The sequence below is a fragment of the Novosphingobium sp. genome (genome assembly GCF_024642085.1).
In the GTDB taxonomy this organism is placed as follows: Bacteria; Pseudomonadota; Alphaproteobacteria; order Sphingomonadales; family Sphingomonadaceae; genus Novosphingobium.
Map to the genome: position 1 here is coordinate 115,119 of NZ_JAHEBV010000003.1, position 25,487 is coordinate 140,605.

Genomic DNA, 25,487 nt, shown 5'->3' on the forward strand with positions numbered 1-25,487 from the left:
TCGCAAGTGCAGCGAGAAGGGGCGTTGCCATCAATAAACCCTGCGACACGCAGGGGCGCGAGGAGGACGCGGTACAATGGAAAGTCTAGTTTCGACTGAGTGGTTGGCCAACGAAATGGGGGCCACAGACCTCCGGATTGTCGACTGCACGAAGCATCTTGGCGGAACCGGGCGCGATGCCCAGGCTGAGTATGAGGCCGGGCATATCCCGGGTGCAGTGTTCATGGATCTGGGTGACCTGGTCGACAGCACCTCTCCGGTTGAGAACACCCTGCCGCCAGCGGAGAAGTTTGCCAGCCGCATGCAGTCGCTGGGTCTGGGTGATGGCAGCCGCATTGTCCTGTATGATGATAGCGCGGTTAAGACTGCTGCGCGTGCCTGGTTCATGCTAAAAATGTTCGGCGCGCACGATGTCGCGATCCTCGACGGCGGAATTGCCAAGTGGAAGGCTGAAGGCCGTGCGATTGCGCAGGGCAAGGAAACTTTGCGCCACCGCCACTTTACTGCCTGGAAGGACGACAAGAACGTCCGGACGAAGGCGGATATGCTCAAGAACCTGCATAGCAAGGCTGAACAGGTCGTCGACGCACGCGGCGCCGCCCGGTTCACCGGTGAGGAAAGCGACCCTCGCCCCAATATTGCAGCCGGCCATATCCCGGGTTCGCGCAACGTGCCGTTCAGTGCGCTGTTCAGCGCCGATGGAACGTTCAAGAGCAAGGATGCGCTGAAGGCTGTCTTTGCTGATGCCGGTGTCGATCTGGCCAAGCCTGTGGTCACCACCTGCGGCAGCGGAGTGACCGCGTCAGTCGTGTTGTTCGCGATGCACCTTCTCGGCAAGGATGATACTGCGCTGTACGACGGAAGCTGGAGCGAATGGGGTGCCGACGCCGACACGCCGAAGGAAACCGGCGCGGCGGCCTGACATGGCCAATGGCGGCGCGGGTGATGGCGGGGGCAAGGGATTGGAACAGGCCACCCGGCTGGTAACGGCCGGACGGCGATCGGACTGGACCGGTACCCCGGCCGAGCCTGGCTCTGTCGTCAATCCGCCAGTATGGCGCGCCTCGACTCACCTCTATCCCGACAGCGCCGCGCTGCACGGCGGCAAGCCTAACGCAGACGGCCATTTCTACTATGGCCGTCGCGGATCGCCGACGCAGTGGGCGCTGGCCGATGCGCTGACCGCGCTGGAGCCCGGCGCATACGGTACGATGCTGTATCCATCGGGCGTTTCGGCGCTGGCGGCTTCGCTGATGGCGGTACTGCGGCCCGGCGACGTTTTGCTGATGACGGACAATGCCTATGAGCCGACACGCCAGCTGGGACGCGGGCTGCTCAAGGATTTCGGGATCGAGACACGCTGGTTCGATCCGCTTGATCCTGCCGCTTTTGAAGCGGCCATCGATAAACGGTCCAAGGCAGTCTTGCTGGAAAGCCCGGGCAGCCTGACCCTGGAAGTGCAGGACGTTCCCGCCCTGGCCGCCGCCGCGCGCGCCCACGGTCTTGCCACCGTGCTGGACAACACCTGGGCCGGGCCGCTCGGCTTTGCGGCACTGAACCACGGCGCAGACATCAGCGTGATGAGCCTGACCAAACATGTTGGCGGCCATTCCGACCTCATGCTGGGAAGCGCCGCTGCCGGAGAACACTTTTACGCAAAGCTACGCCGTACTGCGCAGCAATTGGGGCTGGTTGTATCGCCTGACGATGCGTCGCTCGCGCTACGGGGGCTGCGCTCCATGGGATTGCGGTTGGAGCGCGAAACAGCTAGCGCGCTGGCGTTGGCGACCTGGCTTGAGCAGCAGCCGCAGATTGCCCGTGTGCTGTGCCCGATGCTGCCCGGCTCACCCGGACATGCCCTATGGGCGCGCGATTTTACCGGCGGCTGCGGGCTGTTCTCGATCGTGTTCAAAGGCAAGAAGGGCAGCGCCCGCGATGCCTTTATCGATGCGCTGAACTTGTTTGGCATAGGCTATTCCTGGGGCGGCTTTGAAAGCCTGGTCAGCCCGGTCGATCCGGCCAAGCTGCGCAGCGCTACCGTCTGGCCGCTGCCAGACATGGACCCCGCCGATCGCTTCGGCGTGCGCCTGTCGATCGGGCTGGAGGGCTTGGAAGACCTCAAGGCCGACCTAGCTCTTGGTCTCACCGCATGGGAAAAAGCTCCATGACTGTGTCCATCCGCCCCGAAGTGCCAACCAGGCTGATCGAACGGCACAGCACGATTGCCGACTTTGTACGTTTGCTTGATTCATGGGGTTTCAACGCCGGAGAAACTCGCATTTCGGTGTGGACCATATTGGTCGTGATCGTGATCGTGACGGGTCTGATCCTGGCTGCGCGGATGGCCAACCGGTTCGTCGTACGCGCTCTGACCCGGATGACCCGGCTGGGTACCGCGCAAAGCTCACTGGTGGAAAAGCTGGCGAGCATCGCAATCTGGGCCGTCGCTTTCTTCGTCGGGATTGACCTGCTTGGGGTCAACCTGACCGCGCTGACTGTATTTTCCGGCGCATTCGGCCTGGCGATAGGCTTTGGCCTGCAGAAGACCTTCGGCAACCTGATCGCCGGGATCATCCTGTTGATGGACCGGTCGATCAAGCCCGGTGACGTGATCGCTGTCGGTGACGGCAACGGCGGCACTTTCGGCCAGGTAAAGAAGATCGGCATCCGTGCCGTTTCGGTCACCACGCGGGACCAGAAGGAATACCTGATTCCGAACGAGAACCTGATGGTCAACCAGGTTGAGAACTGGTCTTATTCAAGCAAGAACGTCCGAATCCAGGTGCCGGTCGGAATCAGCTATGGCAGCGACATCGAACTTGCGGAAAGCCTGATGCTGCAGGCCGCCAGGGAAGCCAAACGCATCCTCAATAAGCCGGCGCCGGTAGTATGGCTGGCCGGATTCGGTGACAATTCGGTCGATTTCATAATTCAGTGCTGGATCAATGATCCCGAGGATGGCCTGGGCAATGTCCGCTCGGACGTGCTAAAGCGGCTGTGGCACCTGTTTGCCGAAAACGGGATTGGCCTGCCTTTTCCGCAGCGAGACATCAACCTCCAAGACAGTGCCGCATTCCGTGCGCTTCTGGACGCCATGAAGGCCCGCAAAAGCTGACCTAGGGCACCCCCAAGGCAATGTGACTGGCGCTTGCGGCCCCTAGTGGCCATTCCGGCAGCATGAGCATCCCTACCTATTCCAACCCTGGGAAAGTCTGGCTGGTCGGCGCCGGACCCGGCGATCCCGACCTGTTGACCTTGCGCGCCGCGCGCATGATCATGCGCGCAGGGCTGATCGTCCACGACGGCCTGGTTGATCCCGCGATCCTGGCCATGGCGCCGCCGACTGCACGGATGATCTCGGTCGCCAAGCACCGCGCACGCCACACCATGCAGCAGGATGATATCAACGCCCTGCTAGTGGACGAGGCGCTGAACGGCCACGACGTGATCCGTCTGAAGGGCGGCGATCCGTTTATCTTCGGCCGCGGCGGGGAAGAAGCCGAGGCGTGCCGCGCCGCCGGCGTGGTGTGCGAAGTCGTCCCGGGGATCAGCGCCGCGATCGGCGCTGCCGCTGCGGTGCAGTTGCCATTGACCCATCGCCGCGCTGCATCGGTGGTCAGCTTTGTCGCCGGGCAGTGCAAGGGCCTGTCCGATCAGAACTGGGCTGGCCTTGCCGGGCAGGGCCGCACGCTGGTGATCTACATGGGTGTCGCCACCGCCGAGGCGATCGCCGACAAGTTGATTGCCGATGGCCTGTCGCCGACAATGCCCGTCGCCGTGATTGAAAACGCAACGCGCCCCGCGATGCGCGTCCTGCGTGCCCCGCTCGCCGGATTGCCTGCCTTGGTGGCCGCCGAAAAGATCAAAAGCCCGGCAGTGATCGTGATTGGCGAGGTCTGCGCTGCAGACCATTCCGATGAACTGCGCGCGTTGGCGCTGGAGGCTGCACAATGAAGATCCTGACCGGAAACGATCTCAAGACCGGGGCGGTCACCTGGTGGGACGGTGTGCAATGGTCGCTCCATGTCGAGGATGCGGTCGATGTCGGAGATCATGCCGAAACTATCCTTGCCCGTGAAACCGCCGCCCGCCGCGTCAACGCGGGCTACGCAATCGATGCTGTGAAGGATGAAGGCGGCGTGCGCCCGGGCCACATCAAGGAACGAATCCGCGCGCTCGGTCCGACCGTGCGCATCGACCTGACATTGAAACCGGCCGATCCTGAGGCCGGAACCTGGGTGATCTGATGTACAAATACGACTCATACGACCAGGCGATGGTCGATACCCGCGTGGAAGAGTTCCGCGATCAGGTGAAGCGCCGCCTGGAAGGCCATATCACGGAAGACCAGTTCAAGCCGCTGCGACTGATGAACGGGCTGTACCTTCAGCTTCACGCCTACATGCTGCGTGTTGCCGTGCCTTATGGCACGCTTTCATCGGCGCAGATGCGGATGCTGGGCGATATCGCCGATAAGTATGACCGCGGCTATGGCCATTTCACTACGCGCCAGAACATCCAGTACAACTGGATCAAGCTGGAGGAGGCACCCGATATCCTGGCTGATCTGGCCAAGGTTGAAATGCACGCCATCCAGACCAGCGGGAACTGCATTCGAAACACTACCAGCGATCAGTACGCCGGGGCCGCGGCGGACGAAGTCATTGATCCGCGCCCCTATGCCGAACTGATCCGCCAGTGGAGCACGTTCCACCCCGAGTTTTCGTTCCTGCCGCGCAAGTTCAAGATGGCCGTGATCGCCAGTGATACCGACCGCGCAGCGATGCGGTTGCATGACATCGGCATCCAGCTGGTGCGGAACGAGATGGGTGAGATCGGCGCCGCCTTTTACGTTGGCGGGGGCATGGGCCGCACTCCAATGATTGCGCCGTTGATAAATCCCTTTGTGCCGATCGACCAGATGATAACCTATTCGGAAGCATGTCTGCGCGTTTATAACCGATATGGAAGGCGGGATAACAAGTACAAGGCGCGCATCAAGATCCTCGTTCACGAACTGGGCAAGGAAGACTATACCGCTCAGGTCGAAGCCGAGTTTCTTCACCTGCTGAGCCAGAACATTGAACCGCCGCTGGACGAACTGTCGCGGATCAAGGCGCAGTTCGTGGATCCCCCGTTCGACGCAGCAGCGCCTGACACAATAGATCGCAGCGATCCCGATTTCGCGCTGTGGAATGACACAAATTGCCTGCCGCACAAGAAGCCGGGTTACATCGCCGTCACGATCAGCCTCAAGCCGGTGGGCGGGATTCCCGGCGATGCCAGCGCTGACCAGATGCGGCTGATGGCCGATCTGGCCCGCGAATACAGCTTTGACGAATGCCGCGTCACCCACGCCCAGAACATCGTCCTGCCGCACGTACGCAAGGCCGACCTTTACACCCTGTGGCAGCAGCTCGATACTGCCGGACTGGGCACAGCCAACCTTGACCGGATCGGCGACATCATCGCTTGCCCAGGGCTGGATTATTGCAGCCTTGCCAACGCCCGATCGATCCCCGTGGCGCAGAAAATCAGCGAACGACTTTCGGACAAGAGCGCGGCAATCGGCGAACTCAAGCTCAAGATTTCTGGTTGCATCAACGCGTGCGGCCATCACCATGCAGGACACATCGGCATCCTGGGCGTCGACCGAAAGGGCGTTGAAAATTACCAGCTTTTGCTTGGTGGGTGCGAAGGCGCGGACACGTCGCTCGGCCAGATCACCGGTCCCGGTTTTGACGAAGACGGCATTGTCGATGCGGTCGAAAAGACCACCGAAGTCTACTTGGCCGCACGTCAGGACGGCGAACGCTTCCTCGATACCTACCGCCGCGTTGGCATGGCCCCGTTCAAGGAGGCGCTTTATGGCTGAACCTCAGTACCGTTTCCGCGATGATGAGCCAGTCGGCGATCCTGCCGTTACCGTCGATTCATTCGGAGACCAATCGAACGCCGCCGCCGTGCGGATCGAACCCGGCGATGATGCGCGCGCGTTACTGCCTCATCTTGAACGGATTCGTTTGGTCGAGGTCAATTTCCCGGTCTTTGGCGATGGACGGGGCTATTCAGCGGCACGCATTCTTCGCGAAGCGGGATACCAGGGCGAACTGCGCGCCGTGGGCGACGTGCTGGTCGATCAGGTAGCCTTCCTTCGGCGTTGCGGCTTTGACGCCTTCGCGCCCGAAGTCCCGCTTAACCCTGCCGACGCCGAAGCAGCCTTCATACGTTTTGATAATGTCTACCAGCCGACCATCGATGGCCGCACACCGATCTGGGCCCTGCGGCATGGCTGAAGCTGCGCGCCGCATCGACGCGCTCAACACACAAGCGCGTTTTACTGCGGATGATGCGGCTGCGCTCAACGCGCGTTTCGCGGGGGCTTCGACAGCGGAAATGCTGACAGCGGTGATCCGCGAGGGATTCGCCGGACGGATCGCGGTTGTTTCCAGCTTTGGCGCGGAAAGCGCGGTGTTGCTGCACCTGGTCGCATCGATTGACGTGGGGGTGCCCGTGCTGTTTCTGGAAACCGGCAAGCATTTTCCCGAAACGCTGGCGTACCGCGATGAACTGGCGCGCCAGCTTGGCTTTACCGATCTGGTCAATCTGACTCCGGATGCCGATCTGCTGGCCAAGCGCGACGAGAATGGCCTGCGCTGGTCTTATGATCCTGATGGCTGCTGCGATATTCGCAAGGTTCAGCCGCTGGCCCGCGCTCTTGCCGGGTTCGATGCGACCCTGACCGGGCGCAAGGGTTTTCAAAGCGCGACCCGCGCTGGCTTGCCGCGCTTTGAAATCGACAGCAGCGATGCGGCCGGGAGGCTGAAAATCAACCCGCTGGCCGATTGGTCGTCAGACCAGATCGCCGATTATTTTGCCGCTACTGGCCTGCCAGGCCATCCGCTGGTGGCAGACGGCTACCCCTCGATCGGATGCATGCCTTGCACCAGCAAGGTTGCGCAGGGCGAAGACCCGCGCTCGGGCCGGTGGAAGGGCTGGGACAAGACCGAATGCGGTATCCACAGCAATGATGGCGCTGGCGAATTGCCCCCGGGTTTCGACCCCGCTTTCTGACACCGGTACACGCGCAGCAAGCCGCGAAACCGACCATTGCACGATTTTTCAAGCCATTGCAGGCGCGGCGTTGTATAACCTCGCTCACGGGTAGCCATACGACTCGGCACAGAGCCGGGCTATGGAAAGGGGTTTATGCATGGTGAAAGCCGGCGTCCCTGCCCGATTCGGCAGGTTACTAGCTGTAATAATAACCGTGTGGCTGCTGCTCGGCGCGCACGAAGCTCTGGCGCGCCCGGCAGGCAACGCACCCGCCGCGCAAGCGATGGATGCCGATGCCGATTGGGACGATACCGCCGATCAGGCACCGTCTCCCATTACCGTGGGCCGGGCACTCGATCTGGTCGGACGCCCGGTCGATATCGTCGCCTCTACCCGCCGCCGCGATGCGCTGGAAGCGGCACGACTTGGCATGAAAGGCGTGCTGGGCAAGGGAGTGCTGCCCGCCGGAATGCCGGTCAATGCCAGCTATATATCCAGCGGTTTCGGCGTGCGCGTGCACCCGCTGCTGGGCGTTGCGCGCGGCCATTCGGGGATTGATCTGCCCGCCGCCTATGGCTCACCCATCCGCGCCACATCGGACGGCGTCGTCGGCAGCGCAGGTTGGCGCGGCGGCTATGGGCTGGCCGTGCAGCTTGACCACGGCAAGGGCGTCGCCTCGCGTTATGCCCACATGTCGCGCATGGCAGTCTATGCAGGCCAGGCTGTGCGGCGGGGGGATGTTATCGGCTATGTCGGATCGACCGGCCTGTCGACCGGGCCGCACCTCCATTACGAAATCCGCGTCAATGGCGCTGCGGTAAACCCCTACGCATCGTTGGGACGGCGCTAGAGCCAGCCCTTTTCGCGGTACCACTTCGCGGTTGCCTTCAGCCCGTCCCTGGTCGGGACTTGCGGGGTCCACAAAGCAGCAGGCGGACGTGAACCGTCGCTCACGACCCAATCGGGATGGGTCATGTAGCCCACCCGGTCGAGCGTCAATTTGGCCTTGTCCCGGCGCAGCAGGCGATCTGCCCTGGCCACGCGTTCCAGCGCGCCGCGGGACAGGTGCAGCACCCTAGGTCGCCGCCCCATCGCCCAGCCGATCGCGCGGGCAAGCTCATAGTGGCTCCAGCCGCCCTGGCGGCCATCGTCCGGCTCAAACACTTCATGTGATACGCCCTCGCCGCCGGGAACCAGCTGAAGCAGTAGCCGCGCCAGATCGTCCACATGGACTAGCGACGAGCGCCCTTCCTTCGGCGGTACGGGCATCAATCCCAATCGCGCCAGCCGGAACAAATCGAACATCTCGGTATCGCGCGGTCCATAGATTGCGGGCGGGCGCACCACCGTCCAGTTTAGCGGGCTTGCCATGACCAGCTTTTCGCCGCGTGCCTTGCTTGCTCCATAATCCGACAAACCCGGTTCGCGTGCTGACAGCGAAGATACGTGAATGAAGCGCTTTACGCCTTCAGCCAAGGCGGCCTCGATCACGCTCATCGTGCCGGTAACGTTACCCGCCTCGAAACCGGCAGCATCAGGTGCGTTAACGACGCCGGCGATATGCACCACCGCTTCGGCCCCGCGCATCAGTTCGCGTAGCTGGCTGGCCGCCGACAGATCGCCGGCGATCCACTCCACCCCTGCACGCAGCGGCTGCTGACGGCGTGTGAGCGCGCGCACGTCAACCTGCGCCTGAGCCGCCCGGTCGAGCAGCGCCTGGCCAACAAACCCGGTTGCGCCGGTTACAGCCAGCGTCACAGCAGCACCATCTGATCGCGGTGGACCACGGCAGAGCGCGGCGCATAGCCAAGGATCGCGGCGTGATCAGCCGATTGCCGCCCCATCAGCCGCGCGCATTCCAGCGCGTCGTATTCGGCCAGCCCGTGGGCCAGCGTCGCGCCGTCATCGCTGCGTACCGCCACGGCATCGCCGCGCCCGAAATCGCCCTCAACCCGCATCACGCCGGCCGCCAGCAGACTTGACCCCTTGGCCAGCGCACGCGCCGCCCCGGCATCGACCACCAGCGCGCCCTTCAGCCGCAGCCGCCCGCCCAGCCAGGCCTTGCGTCCGGCGTCCTTGCGGCGCGGCAGGAACAGCGTGCCAATCCCTTGCTCCGCCGTCCGCGCGATCGGCGCATCGTGCAGGCCTGATGCTATGGCCAGCGCAATCCCCGCCCGTTCGGCTATTTCGGCGGCTTGCAGCTTGCTGGTCATGCCGCCCGATCCCATGCCCGATGAAGTGCTGCCGCTGGCCATGGCGTGCACTTCGGCCGTCACACCCTTAATCTCGCCCAGAAGCACCGCAGCGGGATCGGCAGGATTGCGGTCATACAGCCCGTCGACGTCGGAAAGCAGCAGCACCGCGCTGGCCTGCGCCGCCTGCGCGACCCGCGCCGCCAAGCGGTCGTTGTCGCCAAAGCGGATTTCCTGCGTAGCGACACTGTCGTTTTCGTTGATAACCGGCACCGCGCCAGCATCGAGCAGACGGGTCAGGGTGGCCGTTGCATTAAGGTAGCGGCGGCGGTCCTCCAGATCTTCCAGCGTCAGCAGCAGCTGCGCCGCGGTCAGCCCATGCGCGCAAAGCAATTCGGCCCACAGGCCCGACAGCGCAATCTGCCCTACCGCGGCGGCGGCCTGCGCATCGGCCAGGCTGCCGCGTCCGCCCCGCTCCAGCCCCAGCCGCGCCGCCCCTAGGGCAATCGCCCCGGATGAGACCACGATTACCTGCTGCCCCCGCGCCCGCGCTGCAGCAATCTCGGCCACCAGCCCCTGAAGCCATCCGCGCCGTACGCCTTCCGCCCCGACCAAAAGCGACGAGCCAACCTTAACCACCAACCGCGGACAGGCGGCAGCGTCAGCCAGGTGGGCAAGGCGGGCGATGGTCATTGCTTTGCGCTTAAGCAATTGCGGCGATGATGCAATGGCAGGGTGGACTTACGCAAAGTACGCCGGGTTTGGTGTGTGACCTTGGTGGTCCGGTGACGTTGCGCAATGGCCGAGCTTTGGGAACTCCTTTCGACGGCAGGAAAAGGAGGATGCTCAATAAGGTGTGACTCCGGCTTTTTGGCATCGCGGCGAGGCGGGTAATGGGCGTGAATGATACGTGGCAAAGTCTGCCGCTATAGGCAGATCCTGAATTTCGGCCTGACTGGCCCATGACAGAGCACGCGCGTTCGTTGATGACTGGTTTTTTTCACTGGACGAATTTAGCCGTTGCGCCTGTCACTGCCTTAGTCCTCGATCATGCCTTTCAAGCGGGCAGTTGTAAGCTGCCGTCAACTCAGCCCGCCTTCGTTCATGGCTCACGACTGGTTTCGCAAAAGGGTTTATCAGAGGGTATGTCTGGAACGGGAAGTAAGTAGACAGCGCGATTCCAGGTGCGACATCGGGCGAAGCTGCCGGTTGTCCGGGCAGGTGCGCCGGTCGGTATCCGGTACAGCTATCCGTTCTCTAGATGGTCATATCGTTTCCTGCGTTGTCGTATCACGGCCTGGTGCAGGTATCCCCTGTGTCGAGGCCGATAAGCCTCTGGGCCATATCAAAAGCAGCAGCGTGGCCGCAGCCAGCAGGCCGATTGTCAGCACGCTGCTTTCCGGCCCGGCTGGCCCGCCGGTCAAGATGTCTGGGCCAGTAGGCGTCAGTTGCACGATCAAGGCTGGCAAGTGCAGATCGAACCCGGTGATCGGCACGGCAAAGCCGACGCCTGCGATCCAGTTCCAGCCCGCATGCCAGCCCATCACACCCCAGATGCTGCCGGCCCGCCAGGTCCAGGCGCAAGCGAACAGACCAAAAGTGAATGCCATGATGATTTCCCGAACCGGCTGGTGCGGCGAGAAGTGAAGAAACGTGAATGCGCATGAGCTGGCAACGAACCCTGCCGTCAGGTTCCAGCGGCGTGTCGCCGTCGAGAGCAGCCAGCCGCGGAAGATGAACTCCTCCACGCCCGCTTGGAATATAAAGCAGGGCAGAAGAACTGCGATCCAGAACAGAGATGTGGGAGAAGAAAAGGCGGGAAGGACATCCTTGCCGACATAGCCCCCGGCGAGCCAGATCGACATGATCGACAGGGCCATCATGCCAACCCCTATCGCCAGACCCGCCAGGTGCTTGCGCAGCCGTTGCGCGCCGATCAAACCCAAGGTCGCAATGCTGCGGCGTTCGACAAACCGCGACCAGACCCAGACAGCGGCTCCCATCGCCGCGAATGGCAGCAGCAGGTTCAGGCAAAACCCGAATGCTGACCGTGGCTGTCCCTTGGCATCGATCACACCGATCCATTCAAGGCCAAAATCGAACGGGACGCTGGAGAATGCGACGAGCAGGATGCAGACAACTGGCGAAAGCCAGGCCCAGGGCAGCCAGCCGCGATGCGGTTCGGGCGAAAAAATGGTTTGGGTCATTCCAATCGTCTAACCCGGGGGCCTGTCCGGGTTATAGAACGATTGTGCACGTCTGCCCGGACCGGTGCCAGGCCAATGGCGTGGTTCCAAAAGTGCGCCTGAAAACCCGGCCAAAGTGGCTCTGGTCCGCGAATCCGGCCTCGTAGGCTGCTGCGGCCAAGCCAAGCCCGCTGCGCTGCAGCTGACCAGCTCGCTCAAGTCTGCGGCATTGCAGATAGCGATAAGGACTGGTCCCCAGCAGCGCACGGAAGTCGCGCGAAAGTTGCCAGCGGTCATAACCGGCAAGTTCTTCGAGCTGATCAAGGTTAGTCCCAGGTGCCGGAACGCTGTCGAGGAATTCGCGCACCCGCATTACGGCTTGGCGGTTGACATTCCGCCTGGCTGGCGGCGGGCCGCCTTCGCCGCGCTGCATGGCGGACACGAGCTGGTGGAGTGCGTCCTGATAGCCAAAAAGATCAACCTCGGCAGTGCACATCGCGATCAGGCGTAGCGCCGAGGCAACCAGACCGGCGTCAGTTGAAACCCCTTCGGCCAGAAACGGCAGCGCGGCTCCTCCGATTACGGTCTGGATATGAGCAGGCGGCAGATAGACCGCCCTGTAGGAAAAGCCGGTCTGGTTGCAGCAGTATCCATCGTGTACTTCGTCAGGATGCAGGATCACCGCTTGCCCGGGCAGCGACTGCCAACGCTTGCCTAGATAATTGAACGATTGCACCCCAGCGGTGGTCACTGCGATCGTATAGGTATCATGGCGGTGCGGCGAAAACGCGCCAACGCGAAGCTGCGCTTCAATCAGCTCGACCCCGCAACCATCCAGACCGGGATTGTGACTTTCCGCATTGGGCTGCATTCAATCGATATCGCCCGGCAACCGGGTGTTCGCAAGTGTCTTGCCCTTCCGCCTGAGACGAATTGATGCCCGCTTTCAGGCGCGCGGTCGCAAAGCGTGAATCTCCGGAACGAAGGTCAAAGCCCGAAAGTCAGAACTCGGGCTGGAAAACCGGATAGGTGCCATGACTGTCCCTTGTTGGGATCGTCCGCTTTCTACGATTTCTATCGATGGGCAGCCGTGCCGGTCCTTCCGACACTCTTACTCCCCCTAAACGGGTGACCAAGGCGTATCGTCGCCTTCTTCCTGTTCGCCGGTCGGGCGTTCGGTTACCGTGGCGGCGGGGAGGTGGGCGATTACGGCGTTGAGCAGGGCGTCGATGCCCTTGCCGGTGGCGCCAGAGATTGGGAATACCTTGTCCGCGCCGGCGGCTTTCAATTCCTTGATGAAGGCGTTGACCAGTTCGCGGTCGACGGTGTCGATCTTGTTCAGCGCGATCAGGCGCGGTTTGTCGACCAGGCCGCCACCATAGGCTTCCAGTTCGTCCTCGACGATTTCCAGCGCATGTGCGGGGTCGGTGCCGCCCACGTCGATCAGGTGAATCAACACCCGGCAGCGTTCAATGTGACCCAGAAAGCGATCCCCCACCCCGGCGCCATCCGCCGCGCCCTCGATCAGGCCGGGGATGTCGGCCAGCACGAACTCGCGGTTCTTGTGACGAACCACGCCCAGCTGCGGGCGCAAGGTGGTAAAGGCATAGTCGCCAACCTTGGCCTTGGTATTGGTGATCTGGTTGATGAAGGTCGATTTACCGGCGTTGGGCAGGCCAACCAGCCCCGCATCGGCGAGCAGTTTCAGCCGCAGCCAGACGTACATTTCCTCAGCCGGCATCCCCGGCTGGTGCTGGCGCGGGGCGCGGTTGGTGCTGGTCTTGTAACTGGCGTTGCCGCGCCCGCCCATTCCGCCTTCCAGCAAGGTGACGGTCTGCCCCGCCTCAGTCAGGTCGGCCAGCACGGTTTCGCGGTCATCGTCGAGGATCTGGGTGCCAACCGGGACCTTGATCACCAGATCTTTGCCCGCCGCTCCGTTGCGGTTCTTGCCCGATCCGTGGACGCCGCGCGGGGCCTTGAAGTGCTGGGTGTAGCGAAAATCGATCAGGGTGTTCAGACCCGGCACCGCTTCAAACACGATATCGCCGCCCTTGCCGCCGTTGCCGCCGTCAGGGCCGCCGTATTCGACATACTTTTCGCGCCGGAATGCCACGGCCCCCGGGCCGCCTGCGCCCGCACGGATGAAAATCTTGGCCTGATCGAGAAAATGCATGAAATTGAACTAACGTAAGTTGGGGTAAATGTCGCGCGCTGGCTTTGACAAGCTCAGCCTGAGCGGAAGGAAGTAGGCTGCGTATCCATTGTGCTGAGAACTGCATCAGCCTGCGCCGGGAAGGTTGGCTTGCGGAAACCGGCGCGCTGCGACGTGCTGGTCTTGAACACAGAAAGCCCGGAAAGCCGCCGCTGGAAGGCTTAGGTATGGCGGCTTTCAGCGCACTGGAATGGTGGAGCCGAGGGGGATCGAACCCCTGACCTCGTCATTGCGAACGACGCGCTCTCCCATCTGAGCTACGGCCCCGTTCCAGTGCGCACCCGAAGGCCGGCTGCCTTCAAACGAGCGGACCCATTAGCGAAGGGGCCGCGCGCTTGGAAGCCTAAAGTCAAATCGCGATAGGACGATCAGGTCCCTGCGTTCTGCGGCGTTTCGAGGACCAGAGTGCCAGGTACAGCATCCTTGCCCCATCTGGCTTCCCACGCAGCCATGTCGGAATGGTATTTGTCGAACCGCTTGAAGAAATCGTCGAAAACAATCTCGAGGCTTGGCAACGATCGTGTCGCAAAGGCAGTCAGGTCAACCGGCTTTACCGTTTTCATTTCATTGCTGACAGCCAAAGCTGCGTTGCAGAAAGCTGGCTTGACCGGCGGAATGGCATAGTGGTTGTACACTTCGGTCATGTACTTTTCACGCGGCCTTACGAAGCCCGGACCATATTTGGCCCGCCATTCGGAATCGACTTTCAGGTTCGCAGCACGCAGCCCCTTGGCATGTGTCTTGAGCAGATTGCGATAGTTGACCAGAATGTCGGCATGTCCCGGGTCGCGGCAGTTGAGCGCGGCTACGTTCAATCCGGAACGAAGGTTCCACACCGTTTGCGCCGGCGAAATGTTGCGGTTTACGCTGACCCGCAAACCATCTGCACCCAGCGCCGGATAGGCAAGCAGAGGCGAAGCATATTCGGGCGTAACCGGTTTCCACGCCACATATATCTGACGCGGCGGGGGCGGCGGGGGTGGGGCCGGCTTCTTTTTGCCGGCCATGGCCGGACTTGTGACGCAAATCGAAGCTGCGATTGCGCCGACCAGAAATGCGAGCGAACCCGACTTGAACATTCTTATAAATTGCGAACCCATTTTCCCTCAATTCCCGACTGATTGCCGGCGGCCAAGCTACCGGTTGCTGGCTTGCTGCAGCCTTAAGATGTCTTAGCGCCGCCAGGGTCTAAAGCAAATGCCCGGCGCTTCAGTCGAAGCGCCGGGCACGATTATCCGTTCTTAGCGTGCGTTTAGCGGCGCCTGATCAGCGGCGGTCACCAAGAAAGCTGAGCAGGAACTGGAACATGTTCACGAAGTCGAGATAGAGTGACAGAGCACCAAGGATCACGACCTTGCCCGCCATATCGGTGCCGGCAACCTGGTAATAGGTATCGCGCAGCCGCTGGGTATCATACGCAGTGAGACCAGCGAATATCAGCACGCCCAGAATCGAAATGGCGATAGCCAGTGGGCCTGACTGCAGGAACATGTTGAGCACCATTGCCAGTATTATCCCGATCAGACCCATCATGAAGAAACTGCCCATTGCCGACAGATTACGCTTGGTCGTGTAGCCATAAAGGCTGAGCCCGGCAAAAGCGCCGGCCGTGGCAAAGAAGGTCGTGGCAATCGACGGGCCGGTATAAACGAGCAGTATCGCCGAAAGCGACAGCCCCATGACGGCGCAGAACGCCCAGAACATCAGCTTCAGCGTGCTTTCATCGCGGCGCGGGCTGAAGAAGAAGATAAATGCCAGAGGCGCCAGCCCGATAACCCAGCGCAGCGGGGTGCCAAACACCTGCGCGGCCATGCCGGACATTACGAACAGCAAGGCGACAACGCCCGAAAGCAACACGCCCGAAGCCATGTAGTTGTAAATCGACAGCATATAGCGACGCAGACCCTGGTCGCGCGCATCGGCACCGAGCACCTGGCCGTTGAGGACCGGGCCTCCGCCAAGCTGTGTCCGGGTCGACTGCGGATCGTTCCAGTCAGCCATGATTATCAAGCTCCCTTTCGCCCGAAATGGGCAGTCCAATGAATATCGGACCTCTTGCCCGCGGTTTCAAGAAAAACCGGACATAGCGACTGTAACGAAGTGTATCGTCTCAGCTGCGGGCAGCAGCTGCCAGTTCCGCATTGCGATCGCGCGCGGCGCGCAGTGTAGCCTTGATAAGCGTGAGCAAGGCGTCATTCGCGTCCAGAACGTCGAGCCCCTTTTGCGTGCTGCCTCCTGAGCTGGCAACGCGGCGAGCAAGTTCGCCTGGCCCGTCCGGCGACGCTGCTGCCAACTGCGCCGCGCCTTCCACAGTCGCAATCGCCAGCCGTTGCGCTTGCGCAGCATCGAGCCCCAGCGCCGCCGCGGCATCGGCCATTGCAGCAATAAACCGGTAAACGAAGCCCGGCCCGGAACCAGACAGCGCGGTAACCAGATCAAAATCGGATTCCGATGCCAGCCACTCAACTGGCCCCAAAGGAAGCATCAGGGTGGTCGCCGCGTCACGCCCCGCTGCGTCGAGCCCCCGATCGTACAATGCAACGGGCGACTTGCCGATCGCTGCCGCAAGATTGGGCATGACCCGCACCAGCGCGCCCGCACCTGGAAAACGCATGGCCAGACTGGCAAGCTCCACCCCGGCGAGAATCGAGAAAACCACTGTGCCTTGGTGAAGTTGCCGCGCCAGAGACGGCGCCGCCTCGTCCAGCAGCTGCGGCTTGACCGCCAGCAAGACCGCATCGAACGCTTCGTCAGGAATGGTGCGCAGCAACCGGACGCCATCCGGAGCATCATCCAGAAACGGATCGACAACGGTAAATGTTTTTGCCGCCAAGCCGCCCTTCAGCCACCCGGCCAGCATCGCGCCGCCCATGTTGCCGCAGCCGAGTATCAAGATCGAATTGAACGCCATCGGATGCTCCTGCCTGGGCGCACGGTAAAGCGCAGCAGGCCTGGTGACTAGGCCTCTCCAGCGGCGTCGACCAGCGCGCTGGTCAGCGCCTCGGCCGGGCTCTTGTCGCCCCACAGCACGAACTGGAACGCCGGATAGAACCGGTCGCATTCCTCCACCGCCGCTTCGACCGCTACCTGCGCCTGGGCCAGGCTGAGCAGGCCGTCATCGCCCAGCAGCAGACCATGGCGGTACAGCAGCACCGACCCGTTCGACCAGATATCGAAGTGACCCACCCAAAGCTGTTCGTTAACCAGCGCGAGCAGCTCATATACCGCCGCGCGCTTGTCATCGGGGATGCGGATATCTGGCAAGCAGAGCAACTGAAGAACGTGATCTTCGCGCCGCCATACCCCGCGCAGGGTATAGCTTGCCCAGCTACCCTTTATTTCGCCCGAAATCTCGTCCTCGCCAACGAACTCGCACGGCCAGCCGCGCGCTTCGAAAAGGCTGGCTAGCATGTCGACGGGTGCCGCGTCGTCTTCATCCCGGTCGTATTCGCGATTGCTCTCCATCATGTCACCGTGATTGCGTCGGCAAGGGGCCATGGGACAATGCGCGGTTAACGCACGGTTGCGCAAAACTCTACAAGCCTGTTCACAAGGTGTGGAAAAGGGGAGGCGCGAGGCCCATTCTCGATCAGCCGCCCGGCAGCACGTCGACCATTTGCCCTGCCGGACTGTTCCACACAAAGGCGCCGGCGATCCCGGCTTTTTTCAGCTGGGCGACAAAAGCAGTGGCCTGCGCGGCGGTGTCAAATGGCCCCGTCAGCAGGCGATTCGCCTGACCCCACGGCGCGGTATAGGGCTTTCGCCCCTTCAGCAGCGCTTCGCTTTTGGCCAATTTGCGCCAGTCAAAGGCCAGCGCCTTTTTATCGCGCCCTGTCGCGACCTGCGCCCAGAAACGGCTTGGAGCGCTGGCTGCCTTTTCCTTCGCGTCCTTGGCATCCTTAACGTCCTTCGCGGCCTTGAGATCAACCTTGCACTGCGTAGACCCGCCTTTCCCTTTCGCCGTGGATACAGCCCTTTGCTTGGCCGTGCCTTTTGCTTTGGGATCACCAAGTTCGCACAAAGCCTGGGATGACTTGGCAGCTTTGGGTTCAACGATAGCCGCCTTGTCCGGCGCGGCGGTCTTGATCTTGCGCAGATCAACGGCACCCGCCTTTGGCTCTGCCTCGCGGCTGGGCGGGGTCAGATCGGCAAATACCTCGGCCAGGTTGCGCGGCCGGGCGGCTGGTGCGGGTTTTGCCGCAACAGGTCTGGGTAGGGGCGCGGGGGTTGCAGCTGGCGGCGCGGCAGTTGCAGGGGGCGGCGCGACCACACTTGGCTTTAGTGAAAATGCGGTGCTTGGATTATCAAGCGATGCAAAGCCCGGCTGGCTTCCCGCTGGGGCTGCCGTGGCCACAGAAGGAGGCGCAGGCGCAGCTGCGGGCACAGCTACAGAAGCGGGTGCAGCCAAAGCGGCGGCCACCGGCGGAGACGCGGACGGTGTGGCAACGGGTGCACCGGCCGCCAGCGGTGTCTGAGCCGAAGCTGCCGGCGCCGTCACTGCCGTCACTGCCACAGCGGCGGGTACAGCGGCTGCCGCAACTGGCGTGGGTACCCCTGCGCGCACCGGCTCGAACGTATAAGGGCTTGGTTTGGACACGGCGGCGGAGACCGGCGGCGAAATTACCCTTGCCGGTACTGCTGCGGCGGCGGACGCGGAACGAAGCGGCGGCAACTCTCCGGTTGGCCGCGGATCAGCTGCGGCGACGCGCACCGGGGGTTGGGGCGCAGCGGCGGCGATTAACGGCTGGTCCTTGCTCTTGCTGCGGTCTTTACGGTTGTCGCGGGCCAATTTCTCGTCCCGCTGCGCCAACTTGGCGACTGCCACGCGGCTGGGCGTAGCGCTGGCCACGACCGGGCGGGTACGGACCAACAGGGCAAAACGCGGATCGTCGCGCCCGATTTCTGCGGCGCGCGGAAACTGGCCCAAGTTTGCCGCAGCCGCTTGTTGGGCCCGGGTCAGCTTGGGCATGTAACGCAGGTAATTGGTCATGCCAGCAGCAAGGCTGGCCGGCATAGTCGACTTGGCGATCGATTCCGCTTCCTCCGCCTGACCCAGGATAGCTAGCGCAAAGGCGCGCGTGCGCCACGATGCCTTGTCCTGGCGTTGGAGCAATGGACTCAAAGTGATTTCCATGCCGCGCCGGTCGCCGGCTATGGCCTGGCTGAGCGCCAGTCGGCGACTGGTCTCTTCGTTTGGCCCCGCCATCAAGGCTTCGTTGTAATAGCGCTGCGCGGTGACCCCGTCGCCCACCATGTCAAACGCCAAGGCGCGATCGGCCATGCGCGCACCATCGATCATGCCCAGCCTTTCGGCCGCATCGAACAGCGGTATTGCGCTCGCCGGATCGCCGGTCAGCACATAGGCGCCTGCCAGTCCCGCCTTGATCCGGCTGGTATTTGGCGAAAGTGCATCAGCTTTCTGGTAGAAACCGATTGCCGCATCGCCATCGCCCGCTGCCAGCGAAGCGGCCCCCGCCTCGGTCAGGGCATCGATGTCACGCGGGTTTCGAGCCAGGCGGCCCAGCGCCGCGTTGAGCCGCGCCCCGTCACTAAGAGTGGTCGCATTGTTGGCAATCTGCCCGGCCAGAATCGAACCCGGCGCCGCGGCAACCGCTGCAGCAATCGCCAGTGTGCTGAAAAGATGGCGAACTGGGGGCATTGCCACACCTAGCTAAGCCGCCGGATTGGCCGCTGTCCGTGGTGAGCTAATGCCCCCAGCCTTAACCCTGCACGAACGATGCGACCCGGCCCGGCCGGCAATTGTTACTGGTTGTTCTGACGGCCTAGAAAACGCGGAATGCTAAGCGAAGGCCCGTCGTTTCCGCTATCGTCATCCTCGTCCTCATCATCAGGTGACGTGCGTCCGCCGCGTGACAGATTGGCCATACGTTCAAACAAGGTAGCCCCTGCGCCGCCCTTTCCGCCGCCGCCGCCGCCACCGCCGCCACCACCGCCGCCACCGCCGCCCGAAGCGGGCGCAGCAGGGGCTGCAGCGGGTTCGCCAGCCGACGTTTCGCCGGCCTCGGCACCTTCGTCGCTATCACTTGCGATCAGGCCGCGACGCCGCCCCGGCAAGGCTCCGCCGACCGGAGCATCTTCTTCGTGCAGACGCGAAGCGTCGAGCAGCAGCTCGTCCGATCCGCCGCCCGCACTGTCCGCGCCCCCATCGGAATCGGCTTGATCAGTAGCGGCCAGATCCAGTTCATAGGGATCGGACACCGTTTCTTCACCGGCATCATCACTATCCCAATCATCGTCGCTCAATCCAGACGAAACAGGCTCGTCAGCCGCGACTGCTTCGACCTCATCAGAGACTTCGATTTCGTCGGGCTCAGCCACTGGTGCCGTGCGTTCAAACAGCGGCTCAGCGGCAACCGGTGCGGCCATGGCCGGACGTACCGGCCCGCGCGATGCCGTAAGGTTGAGCGGCCGCGACGCCTGCTCGGCCATTTCGGCGCTCTGTTCGATGCCGGTCGCAACGACGGAAACGCGGATCTTGCCCTGCAGGTCAGGATTGAAAGCGCTACCCCAGATAATGTTCGCGTTTGGATCGACCAGTTCGCGGATATGGTTCGCCGCCTCGTCCACTTCGAGCAGCTTCATGTCGTCGCCGCCGATGATCGAAATGATCACACCCTTGGCGCCCTGCATGGACACGCCATCAAGCAGCGGGTTGGCAATGGCCCGTTCGGCGGCTTCGAGCGCACGGTTGGCGCCTTCGCCTTCGCCGGTGCCCATCATTGCCTTGCCCATTTCGGCCATGACCGAGCGGACATCCGCAAAGTCGAGGTTGATAAGGCCTGGCATGACCATCAGGTCGGTGATCGAGCGAACGCCCTGCTGCAATACTTCATCTGCCAGCTGGAACGCTTCTTTGAAGGTCGTTTCCGCTTTGGCCACCAGAAACAGGTTCTGATTGGGGATGACGATCAGGGTATCGACGTGCTTTTGCAACTCTTCGATCCCGGCATCGGCAGAGCGCATACGCCGCGTGCCTTCGAACAGGAACGGCTTGGTTACGACGCCCACGGTCAGCACGCCCTTTTCGCGCGCCGCCTTGGCCACAACCGGAGCCGCACCGGTCCCGGTTCCGCCGCCCATGCCCGCCGCGATAAAGCACATGTGCACCCCGTCCAGAGCGCGATCGATTTCAGCCGACGTTTCTTCAGCCGCGGCCCGGCCCACTTCGGGCCGTGATCCTGCACCCAAACCCTGGGTGATATCCGGGCCAAGCTGGATGCGGTGTTCCGCTATCGAATTGTTGAGCGCCTGGGCATCGGTGTTGGCGACGATGAAATCGACCCCTTCGATACCCGCCGTGATCATGTTGGCGATCGCGTTGCCGCCAGCCCCGCCGACACCGATTACCGTAATCCGGGGACGCAGCTCTTCTACGGCTGGCGGTCCGATATTGATGCTCATGGCGCTCTCCAGTCAGGCACGCAAATACTCGAAATCCAATTTCTTCAACTCTTGCACCGTTCGATTCGGCGAATCAAAGATAAATTAACCCTTGTCCACAGTCGCCGCGCCGAAAACCGCGGTCAAAAATACTCCTTCAACGCGCGCACTACCCGGTTGACGAGGCCGACGCCGCTGTAGCGGAACGTCTCTTGTTGGCGCGGCCCCAGCGAACGGATGTCAATCGGATCGGCTGCGGCATAAAGCACCAACCCCGCCAGAGTCGAAAACCCCGGCGTCGCATGGGCTTCGGCCAGACCCTTGATATGCAGGGGCTTGCCCACTCGTACCGGCTTGCCAAGCGCTTGCTGGGCATAATCTGCAAGGCCCGCCAGCTCTGCGCCGCCGCCGGTCACCACCACCAGCTGGCCGCGCTGTCCGGTGAAGCCCAGGCCTTTGAGCGCCTTGTTCACTTCTTCCATCCAGCGCCCCAAGTGCCCGGTGATAACCGAAACCAGTTCAGCGCGGGGCACGCGGTTCTTGTCATCGGCATGGCGTGCGGTTGGCCCCGTGCCTTCCTCGCCCGGCGCGTTGACCGGGATCATTTCGCGGTGGTCGGCCGGGCTGGCAATCGCCGACCCGTGGACGCATTTCAGCCGTTCGGCCTGAAACCGGCGAATGCCAAATGCACTGGCCACCGCATCGGTGATGTCGCCTGATCCCATTGGAATGGTGACCAGACCCAGCAGCATACCCGCAGCATAGACAGAAACATTGGTGACCTCTGCCCCGAACTCGACCAGTGCGACGCCCAGCTCCCGCTCTTCAGACGTCAGGCATGCATAACCCGCAGCGATCGGCGATCCGATCACCGCCTCGACATCAAGATGAGCGTTTTGCACGGCCTCGGTAATGTTGCGTACCGGCGCGCCATCGGCCAGCATGACGTGGATATCGACGCCAAGCCGTTCGGCGTGCAATCCCTTGGGGTCGGAAACGCCATCGGCCCCGTCGAGCGTATAATGGGCTGGCTGGGCGTGGAGCACCATGCGCCCGTCCGGCTGAATGACGTCGCGCGCGGCGATCAGCAAGTGCTCGATATCTTCCTGTTCGATCCGGCGCCCGCCAATATCGACCTCAACCTGCGCGACCTGGCTGGCAAGACCGGCACCCGAAGCCCCGATCCACACGCTGGTTACCGCCGTATTGGCAAGCTTTTCGGCGCGTTCAACCGCATCGCGGACAGCAAACGTGGCAGCCCGCATATCGGTGACATAGCCGCGTTTGATCCCCTGCGCGGCGCGGTGGAACGATCCCAGCACGACCATCTCGCCGGTTTCGGTGAGGCCCGCGACCATCGCCGAAATGCGGAACGAACCGATGTTGACCGCGCCGAAAACCTTGGCGATGCGTGGCTGTGCCATCAGTTGGTGTCCCCCTGCTTGTCCTTGGCCGTTACAGCCTTTGCCGGCGCCGCTGCCCCCTGCGGCTGTTCGATCCGGTCGGTGCGATTGGCCAGCCGGAAATAAATCCGGTCGGGCGCGCGCATGTCGAAGGCCAGCGTCTTGCCGCCAAGCAGACGGTTAACCCCGTCCAGCCGGGCGAACGTCATCAACGCCTTTGGCGCGGCTTCTTCGCCTTCCGGCAGGGCCAGCACCTGGCCGGTCTTGAAAGTCAGATTCCAGCGCCGGTTGCCAACCCATTCGGCCTCCGCAACCTGGGGTTTGAGTGCCGGGGCGGCGGTCAGAAGCTGGTTCAGCGCTTCGACCTGACGGCCCGCGCCGGGGCCGCTGATCACCAGCTTGCCCTTGGCCCGCGCTTCGGAAACGGCCTGCAGTTCATGGCCTGTCGCATCGATCAGGACCATCCGGTCGGCCTTGCGCAGCACTGCGGCTGGCTTGCGTTCGACAATGTCGATCGCCAGCGTATCGGGCAGCTGGCGCGACACACGCGCATCTTCCACCCACGATAGCTCCAGCAGCCGTTCGCGCAGACCATCGATGTCCACCATCGGCATGGCGCGGCGGTTATCGGCCAAGGCCAGTTGATAGACCTTCAGTTCGTTGAGGTTCTTGGTGCCGGTCACTTCAACCCGGCGCACTTCGAACCCGGCGTCGTGTGAAATCGCCGCCAGCTGCTGCTGCGCCATTGCTGGCACCCCCGCAAAACTGGCAACCATCCAGGCAAGAACAACGGCAAGACCCAGTATGGCGGCCAGGAACAGCTGATGCAGCTGGCTTTCCGACAGCGGGATCCAGCTCATCACTGCGTCCATTGCCGATCCGGTTCTGGCCCGCGCTGCCTTGACCTGGCGCGCCTTGCCCTGTGCTGCGGCTGTCTTGCGGACGCTTTTCCCGCCGCGCTTGATCTTTTGGCTCATGCGCCCCCCTGCTTCGCGTCGAGCGCGTCGGCGATGATCATTTCAACCAGTTCGCCATAGCTGATCCCAAGATGCCTGGCCTGTTCAGGCACCAGACTAAGCGGCGTCATGCCTGGCTGGGTGTTGGTTTCGAGCACAAACAGCCCTTCGATCCCGTGCTCGTCATCCCAGCGGAAATCGGTGCGGCTGCAGCCCTTGCAACCCAGCAACTGGTGGCACCGCAGGGCGATGTCGAGGCAGGCCTGCGTAATCTCGTCCGGGATTTGCGCCGGGCAGACATGCTCGGTCATCCCGTCGGTGTACTTGCTGTCGAAATCGTAGAAGCCGCTCTTGGGCTTAAGCTCGGTGACCAGCAAGGCCCGGTCCCCCAGAACTGCCGTGGTCAGTTCGCGCCCGCGAATATAGGGCTCAGCCAGCAGACGGTCGAACTCCTGCCACGGCCCCTTGGCAGCGGGGCTGATCGGGTTGCCGTAATTGCCTTCGCTGGTAACGATCGCAACGCCGACCGACGAACCTTCGTTGACGGGTTTTAGCACATAGGGCCGTGCTAGCGGGTCCTTGGCGTATATCTCGCTGGTGTCGACGATCCGCCCACCCGGCATGGGAATGCCGTGCGGGACCAGTGCCTGCTTGGTCAGTTCCTTGTCGATCGCGATGACCGAGGTGACCAGGCCGGAATGGGTGTAGGTCAGCCCCATCAGGTCCATCAGGCCCTGCACTGTGCCGTCCTCGCCCGGCGAGCCGTGCAGCGCGTTGAACACCACGTCGGGCGCTGTTTCGGCAAGCTTTTGCGCCACGTCGCGGCCCATATCGATGCGGGTCACGTGGTGGCCGCGATCTTCGAGAGCCGCGGCAACGCCCTCGCCGCTCATCAGCGACACGGGCCGCTCGTTTGACCAGCCACCCATCAGGACCGCGATGTGTAGTTTTGGCAGACTCACTGTGTACCTACCCGTTCTTGGTCTGACGCTCTGGCACACGTGCCAACGCGCTGAATTTCCCATTCGAGCGAGACCCCCGACTGCGTTTTCACCCGCCGCCGTACTTCCTCGCCAAGCGCTTCGATGTCCGAACTTGTCGCCTCGCCCAGATTAAGCAGGAAGTTGCAGTGCTTTTCGCTGACCTGTGCCCCGCCGATGGTCAGCCCGCGGCACCCGGCTGCATCGACCAGTTGCCACGCCTTGTGACCTTCAGGGTTCTTGAAGGTCGATCCGCCGGTCTTGCTGCGTAGCGGCTGGCTGGCTTCGCGGCTGGCAGAGATTCGGTCCATTTCGACCTGGATCGCCGCCGGATCACCTGCCCGCCCCGCGAACCGCGCGGCAACTACGATGGCGCCGTCGGGCAGGTTTGAGTGGCGGTAAGTGTATCCGAGATCGGCAACCGGCAGAGTGTGCAAAGACCCATCGCGCAGCACCACGTCGCAATCGACCAGCACGTCTTTTACCTCAGCGCCATAGGCGCCGCCGTTCATGCGCACGAACCCGCCGACCGTGCCCGGGATCGAGCGCAGGAACTCCAGACCGGCAATGCCGTTGTCGCGCGCGGTCGATGAAACAAGGATTCCGCTGGCACCGCCGCCGCAGAACAGTGTCAGGCTGCCTGACGCGATTACCTTGGCGAAGGCCTTACCCAGCCGCACAACCACGCCCTGCACGCCGCCATCGCGAACGATCAGGTTTGAACCGAGCCCCAGCGCCATGACCGGCACTGCGGGATCGAGGTCATGCAGGAAGGTTTGCAGATCTGCCAGATCCTTGGGTTCGAAAAGCCACTGTGCACTTCCGCCCGATTTGAACCACACCAAGGGCGCGAGTGGGGCGTTTGGGGTCAGCTTTCCCGCGACCTTGCACAGCATGTCGGCCATCATGCCGCCAGCCGCGCTTCGACCGATTGGGCCAGTCCGGCAGCCCACTTGGTAATGTCGCCAGCGCCCAGACACACAACCATGTCGCCAGGCTGGACGATCCCGGCCAAAGCCTGGGCCAGCGCTTCGGGGCCTTCGATGGTCTGGGCCGAGCGGTGGCCGCGCGCTTTCATCCCTGCAACCATCGCTGCGCTGT

At 62.7% G+C, this 25,487-nt stretch carries 24 protein-coding genes, 1 tRNA gene and 1 pseudogene; 9 read left to right on the top strand and 17 right to left on the bottom strand.

Features of this window, described 5'->3' with window-relative positions; genetic code table 11:
• Positions 1-76 precede the first annotated feature (76 nt).
• The 9 genes from sseA (at position 77) to Q0L62_RS02465 (ending at position 7,906) form a co-directional block, all read left to right on the top strand.
• Positions 77-922, top strand: coding sequence for a 3-mercaptopyruvate sulfurtransferase (sseA, locus tag Q0L62_RS02425; RefSeq protein ID WP_296675894.1), 846 nt, complete (start codon positions 77-79; stop codon positions 920-922).
• Between the two features lies 1 nt (position 923).
• Complete coding sequence (gene metC, locus Q0L62_RS02430) at positions 924-2,168, top strand: cystathionine beta-lyase (RefSeq protein ID WP_296675897.1); 1,245 nt, start codon at positions 924-926, stop codon at positions 2,166-2,168.
• On the top strand, positions 2,165-3,115 hold the full coding sequence (locus tag Q0L62_RS02435) for a mechanosensitive ion channel domain-containing protein (protein ID WP_296675900.1): 951 nt from the start codon (positions 2,165-2,167) through the stop codon (positions 3,113-3,115). Before metC ends, Q0L62_RS02435 begins: the two co-directional genes overlap by 4 nt.
• A 62-nt stretch (positions 3,116-3,177) precedes the next feature.
• The gene (cobA, locus tag Q0L62_RS02440; protein WP_296675903.1) at positions 3,178-3,954 is read left to right on the top strand and encodes a uroporphyrinogen-III C-methyltransferase; all 777 of its coding nucleotides are present in this window, start codon (positions 3,178-3,180) and stop codon (positions 3,952-3,954) included.
• Positions 3,951-4,247 carry a DUF2849 domain-containing protein gene (locus Q0L62_RS02445; protein ID WP_296675905.1) on the top strand — a complete coding sequence of 99 codons (297 nt, stop codon included), beginning with the start codon at positions 3,951-3,953 and terminating at the stop codon, positions 4,245-4,247. Before cobA ends, Q0L62_RS02445 begins: the two co-directional genes overlap by 4 nt.
• Positions 4,247-5,875 carry a nitrite/sulfite reductase gene (locus tag Q0L62_RS02450; RefSeq protein WP_296675907.1) on the top strand — a complete coding sequence of 543 codons (1,629 nt, stop codon included), beginning with the start codon at positions 4,247-4,249 and terminating at the stop codon, positions 5,873-5,875. Before Q0L62_RS02445 ends, Q0L62_RS02450 begins: the two co-directional genes overlap by 1 nt.
• Entirely contained in the window at positions 5,868-6,296 is a 429-nt protein-coding gene (locus Q0L62_RS02455; RefSeq protein WP_296675909.1) for a DUF934 domain-containing protein, read from the top strand. The genes Q0L62_RS02450 and Q0L62_RS02455 overlap by 8 nt, the downstream gene beginning before the upstream one ends.
• The gene (locus tag Q0L62_RS02460) at positions 6,289-7,074 is read left to right on the top strand and encodes a phosphoadenylyl-sulfate reductase (protein WP_296675912.1); all 786 of its coding nucleotides are present in this window, start codon (positions 6,289-6,291) and stop codon (positions 7,072-7,074) included. The genes Q0L62_RS02455 and Q0L62_RS02460 overlap by 8 nt, the downstream gene beginning before the upstream one ends.
• Positions 7,075-7,213: 139 nt before the next feature.
• Positions 7,214-7,906: a M23 family metallopeptidase gene (locus Q0L62_RS02465; protein ID WP_296675914.1), complete on the top strand. Its 693-nt coding sequence runs from the start codon at positions 7,214-7,216 to the stop codon at positions 7,904-7,906.
• Here Q0L62_RS02465 and Q0L62_RS02470 read toward each other — a convergent pair.
• From Q0L62_RS02470 to murC, 17 genes and pseudogenes are all read right to left on the bottom strand, one after another.
• The gene (locus Q0L62_RS02470) at positions 7,903-8,814 is read right to left on the bottom strand and encodes an NAD(P)-dependent oxidoreductase (protein ID WP_296675917.1); all 912 of its coding nucleotides are present in this window, start codon (positions 8,812-8,814) and stop codon (positions 7,903-7,905) included. The two genes, Q0L62_RS02465 and Q0L62_RS02470, sit on opposite strands and share 4 nt — an antisense overlap.
• On the bottom strand, positions 8,811-9,941 hold the full coding sequence (gene proB / locus Q0L62_RS02475; RefSeq protein WP_296675920.1) for a glutamate 5-kinase: 1,131 nt from the start codon (positions 9,939-9,941) through the stop codon (positions 8,811-8,813). Before proB ends, Q0L62_RS02470 begins: the two co-directional genes overlap by 4 nt.
• Positions 9,942-10,513: 572 nt before the next feature.
• Positions 10,514-11,455 carry a type II CAAX endopeptidase family protein gene (locus Q0L62_RS02480; RefSeq protein WP_296675922.1) on the bottom strand — a complete coding sequence of 314 codons (942 nt, stop codon included), beginning with the start codon at positions 11,453-11,455 and terminating at the stop codon, positions 10,514-10,516.
• A gap of 31 nt (positions 11,456-11,486) precedes the next feature.
• A complete protein-coding gene (locus tag Q0L62_RS02485) occupies positions 11,487-12,305 on the bottom strand; it encodes an AraC family transcriptional regulator (RefSeq protein ID WP_296675925.1) in 819 nt (272 codons plus the stop codon).
• A 249-nt stretch (positions 12,306-12,554) separates the two neighbouring features.
• On the bottom strand, positions 12,555-13,607 hold the full coding sequence (gene obgE / locus Q0L62_RS02490; RefSeq protein ID WP_296675929.1) for a GTPase ObgE: 1,053 nt from the start codon (positions 13,605-13,607) through the stop codon (positions 12,555-12,557).
• Between the two features lie 230 nt (positions 13,608-13,837).
• Positions 13,838-13,913, bottom strand: a tRNA-Ala gene (locus Q0L62_RS02495).
• A gap of 101 nt (positions 13,914-14,014) precedes the next feature.
• Positions 14,015-14,746 carry a hypothetical protein gene (locus Q0L62_RS02500; protein ID WP_296675931.1) on the bottom strand — a complete coding sequence of 244 codons (732 nt, stop codon included), beginning with the start codon at positions 14,744-14,746 and terminating at the stop codon, positions 14,015-14,017.
• Between the two features lie 166 nt (positions 14,747-14,912).
• Positions 14,913-15,647 carry a Bax inhibitor-1/YccA family protein gene (locus Q0L62_RS02505; protein ID WP_296675934.1) on the bottom strand — a complete coding sequence of 245 codons (735 nt, stop codon included), beginning with the start codon at positions 15,645-15,647 and terminating at the stop codon, positions 14,913-14,915.
• Positions 15,648-15,756: 109 nt separating this feature from the next.
• Positions 15,757-16,557 (bottom strand): pyrroline-5-carboxylate reductase dimerization domain-containing protein, encoded by an 801-nt coding sequence (locus tag Q0L62_RS02510; RefSeq protein WP_296675936.1) that lies wholly within the window; start codon positions 16,555-16,557, stop codon positions 15,757-15,759.
• A 47-nt stretch (positions 16,558-16,604) separates the two neighbouring features.
• Positions 16,605-17,114 (bottom strand): YbjN domain-containing protein, encoded by a 510-nt coding sequence (locus Q0L62_RS02515; protein ID WP_296675938.1) that lies wholly within the window; start codon positions 17,112-17,114, stop codon positions 16,605-16,607.
• 121 nt (positions 17,115-17,235) lie between these two features.
• Entirely contained in the window at positions 17,236-19,305 is a 2,070-nt protein-coding gene (locus Q0L62_RS02520) for an SPOR domain-containing protein (protein WP_296675941.1), read from the bottom strand.
• A gap of 104 nt (positions 19,306-19,409) precedes the next feature.
• Positions 19,410-21,068 carry a cell division protein FtsZ gene (ftsZ, locus tag Q0L62_RS02525; RefSeq protein WP_296675944.1) on the bottom strand — a complete coding sequence of 553 codons (1,659 nt, stop codon included), beginning with the start codon at positions 21,066-21,068 and terminating at the stop codon, positions 19,410-19,412.
• Positions 21,069-21,190: 122 nt separating this feature from the next.
• The gene (gene ftsA, locus Q0L62_RS02530; protein ID WP_296675947.1) at positions 21,191-22,471 is read right to left on the bottom strand and encodes a cell division protein FtsA; all 1,281 of its coding nucleotides are present in this window, start codon (positions 22,469-22,471) and stop codon (positions 21,191-21,193) included.
• On the bottom strand, positions 22,471-23,427 hold the full coding sequence (locus Q0L62_RS02535; RefSeq protein WP_296675950.1) for an FtsQ-type POTRA domain-containing protein: 957 nt from the start codon (positions 23,425-23,427) through the stop codon (positions 22,471-22,473). The genes ftsA and Q0L62_RS02535 overlap by 1 nt, the downstream gene beginning before the upstream one ends.
• On the bottom strand, positions 23,424-24,368 hold the full coding sequence (locus tag Q0L62_RS02540) for a D-alanine--D-alanine ligase (protein ID WP_296675953.1): 945 nt from the start codon (positions 24,366-24,368) through the stop codon (positions 23,424-23,426). Before Q0L62_RS02540 ends, Q0L62_RS02535 begins: the two co-directional genes overlap by 4 nt.
• Entirely contained in the window at positions 24,365-25,291 is a 927-nt protein-coding gene (murB, locus tag Q0L62_RS02545; RefSeq protein ID WP_296675955.1) for a UDP-N-acetylmuramate dehydrogenase, read from the bottom strand. The genes Q0L62_RS02540 and murB overlap by 4 nt, the downstream gene beginning before the upstream one ends.
• Positions 25,291-25,487: pseudogene (murC, locus tag Q0L62_RS02550) on the bottom strand (UDP-N-acetylmuramate--L-alanine ligase); the annotation flags it as partial. The gene murB and the pseudogene murC, both read right to left, overlap by 1 nt.

What these genes read in the sequence shown, in the direction of transcription:
- ftsA (WP_296675947.1), bottom strand. Translation starts at nt 22,471, where the DNA reads ATGGCACAGCCACGCATCGCCAAGGTTTTCGGCGCGGTCAACATCGGT.
- Q0L62_RS02455 (WP_296675909.1), top strand. Translation starts at nt 5,868, where the DNA reads ATGGCTGAACCTCAGTACCGTTTCCGCGATGATGAGCCAGTCGGCGAT.
- metC (WP_296675897.1), top strand. Translation starts at nt 924, where the DNA reads ATGGCCAATGGCGGCGCGGGTGATGGCGGGGGCAAGGGATTGGAACAG.
- Q0L62_RS02465 (WP_296675914.1), top strand. Translation starts at nt 7,214, where the DNA reads ATGGTGAAAGCCGGCGTCCCTGCCCGATTCGGCAGGTTACTAGCTGTA.
- Q0L62_RS02450 (WP_296675907.1), top strand. Translation starts at nt 4,247, where the DNA reads ATGTACAAATACGACTCATACGACCAGGCGATGGTCGATACCCGCGTG.
- Q0L62_RS02500 (WP_296675931.1), bottom strand. Translation starts at nt 14,746, where the DNA reads ATGGGTTCGCAATTTATAAGAATGTTCAAGTCGGGTTCGCTCGCATTT.
- Q0L62_RS02515 (WP_296675938.1), bottom strand. Translation starts at nt 17,114, where the DNA reads ATGATGGAGAGCAATCGCGAATACGACCGGGATGAAGACGACGCGGCA.
- obgE (WP_296675929.1), bottom strand. Translation starts at nt 13,607, where the DNA reads ATGCATTTTCTCGATCAGGCCAAGATTTTCATCCGTGCGGGCGCAGGC.
- Q0L62_RS02435 (WP_296675900.1), top strand. Translation starts at nt 2,165, where the DNA reads ATGACTGTGTCCATCCGCCCCGAAGTGCCAACCAGGCTGATCGAACGG.
- Q0L62_RS02480 (WP_296675922.1), bottom strand. Translation starts at nt 11,455, where the DNA reads ATGACCCAAACCATTTTTTCGCCCGAACCGCATCGCGGCTGGCTGCCC.
- Q0L62_RS02535 (WP_296675950.1), bottom strand. Translation starts at nt 23,427, where the DNA reads ATGAGCCAAAAGATCAAGCGCGGCGGGAAAAGCGTCCGCAAGACAGCC.
- Q0L62_RS02520 (WP_296675941.1), bottom strand. Translation starts at nt 19,305, where the DNA reads ATGCCCCCAGTTCGCCATCTTTTCAGCACACTGGCGATTGCTGCAGCG.
- ftsZ (WP_296675944.1), bottom strand. Translation starts at nt 21,068, where the DNA reads ATGAGCATCAATATCGGACCGCCAGCCGTAGAAGAGCTGCGTCCCCGG.
- Q0L62_RS02505 (WP_296675934.1), bottom strand. Translation starts at nt 15,647, where the DNA reads ATGGCTGACTGGAACGATCCGCAGTCGACCCGGACACAGCTTGGCGGA.
- Q0L62_RS02510 (WP_296675936.1), bottom strand. Translation starts at nt 16,557, where the DNA reads ATGGCGTTCAATTCGATCTTGATACTCGGCTGCGGCAACATGGGCGGC.
- sseA (WP_296675894.1), top strand. Translation starts at nt 77, where the DNA reads ATGGAAAGTCTAGTTTCGACTGAGTGGTTGGCCAACGAAATGGGGGCC.
- Q0L62_RS02485 (WP_296675925.1), bottom strand. Translation starts at nt 12,305, where the DNA reads ATGCAGCCCAATGCGGAAAGTCACAATCCCGGTCTGGATGGTTGCGGG.
- proB (WP_296675920.1), bottom strand. Translation starts at nt 9,941, where the DNA reads ATGACCATCGCCCGCCTTGCCCACCTGGCTGACGCTGCCGCCTGTCCG.
- Q0L62_RS02445 (WP_296675905.1), top strand. Translation starts at nt 3,951, where the DNA reads ATGAAGATCCTGACCGGAAACGATCTCAAGACCGGGGCGGTCACCTGG.
- Q0L62_RS02460 (WP_296675912.1), top strand. Translation starts at nt 6,289, where the DNA reads ATGGCTGAAGCTGCGCGCCGCATCGACGCGCTCAACACACAAGCGCGT.
- cobA (WP_296675903.1), top strand. Translation starts at nt 3,178, where the DNA reads ATGAGCATCCCTACCTATTCCAACCCTGGGAAAGTCTGGCTGGTCGGC.
- murB (WP_296675955.1), bottom strand. Translation starts at nt 25,291, where the DNA reads ATGGCCGACATGCTGTGCAAGGTCGCGGGAAAGCTGACCCCAAACGCC.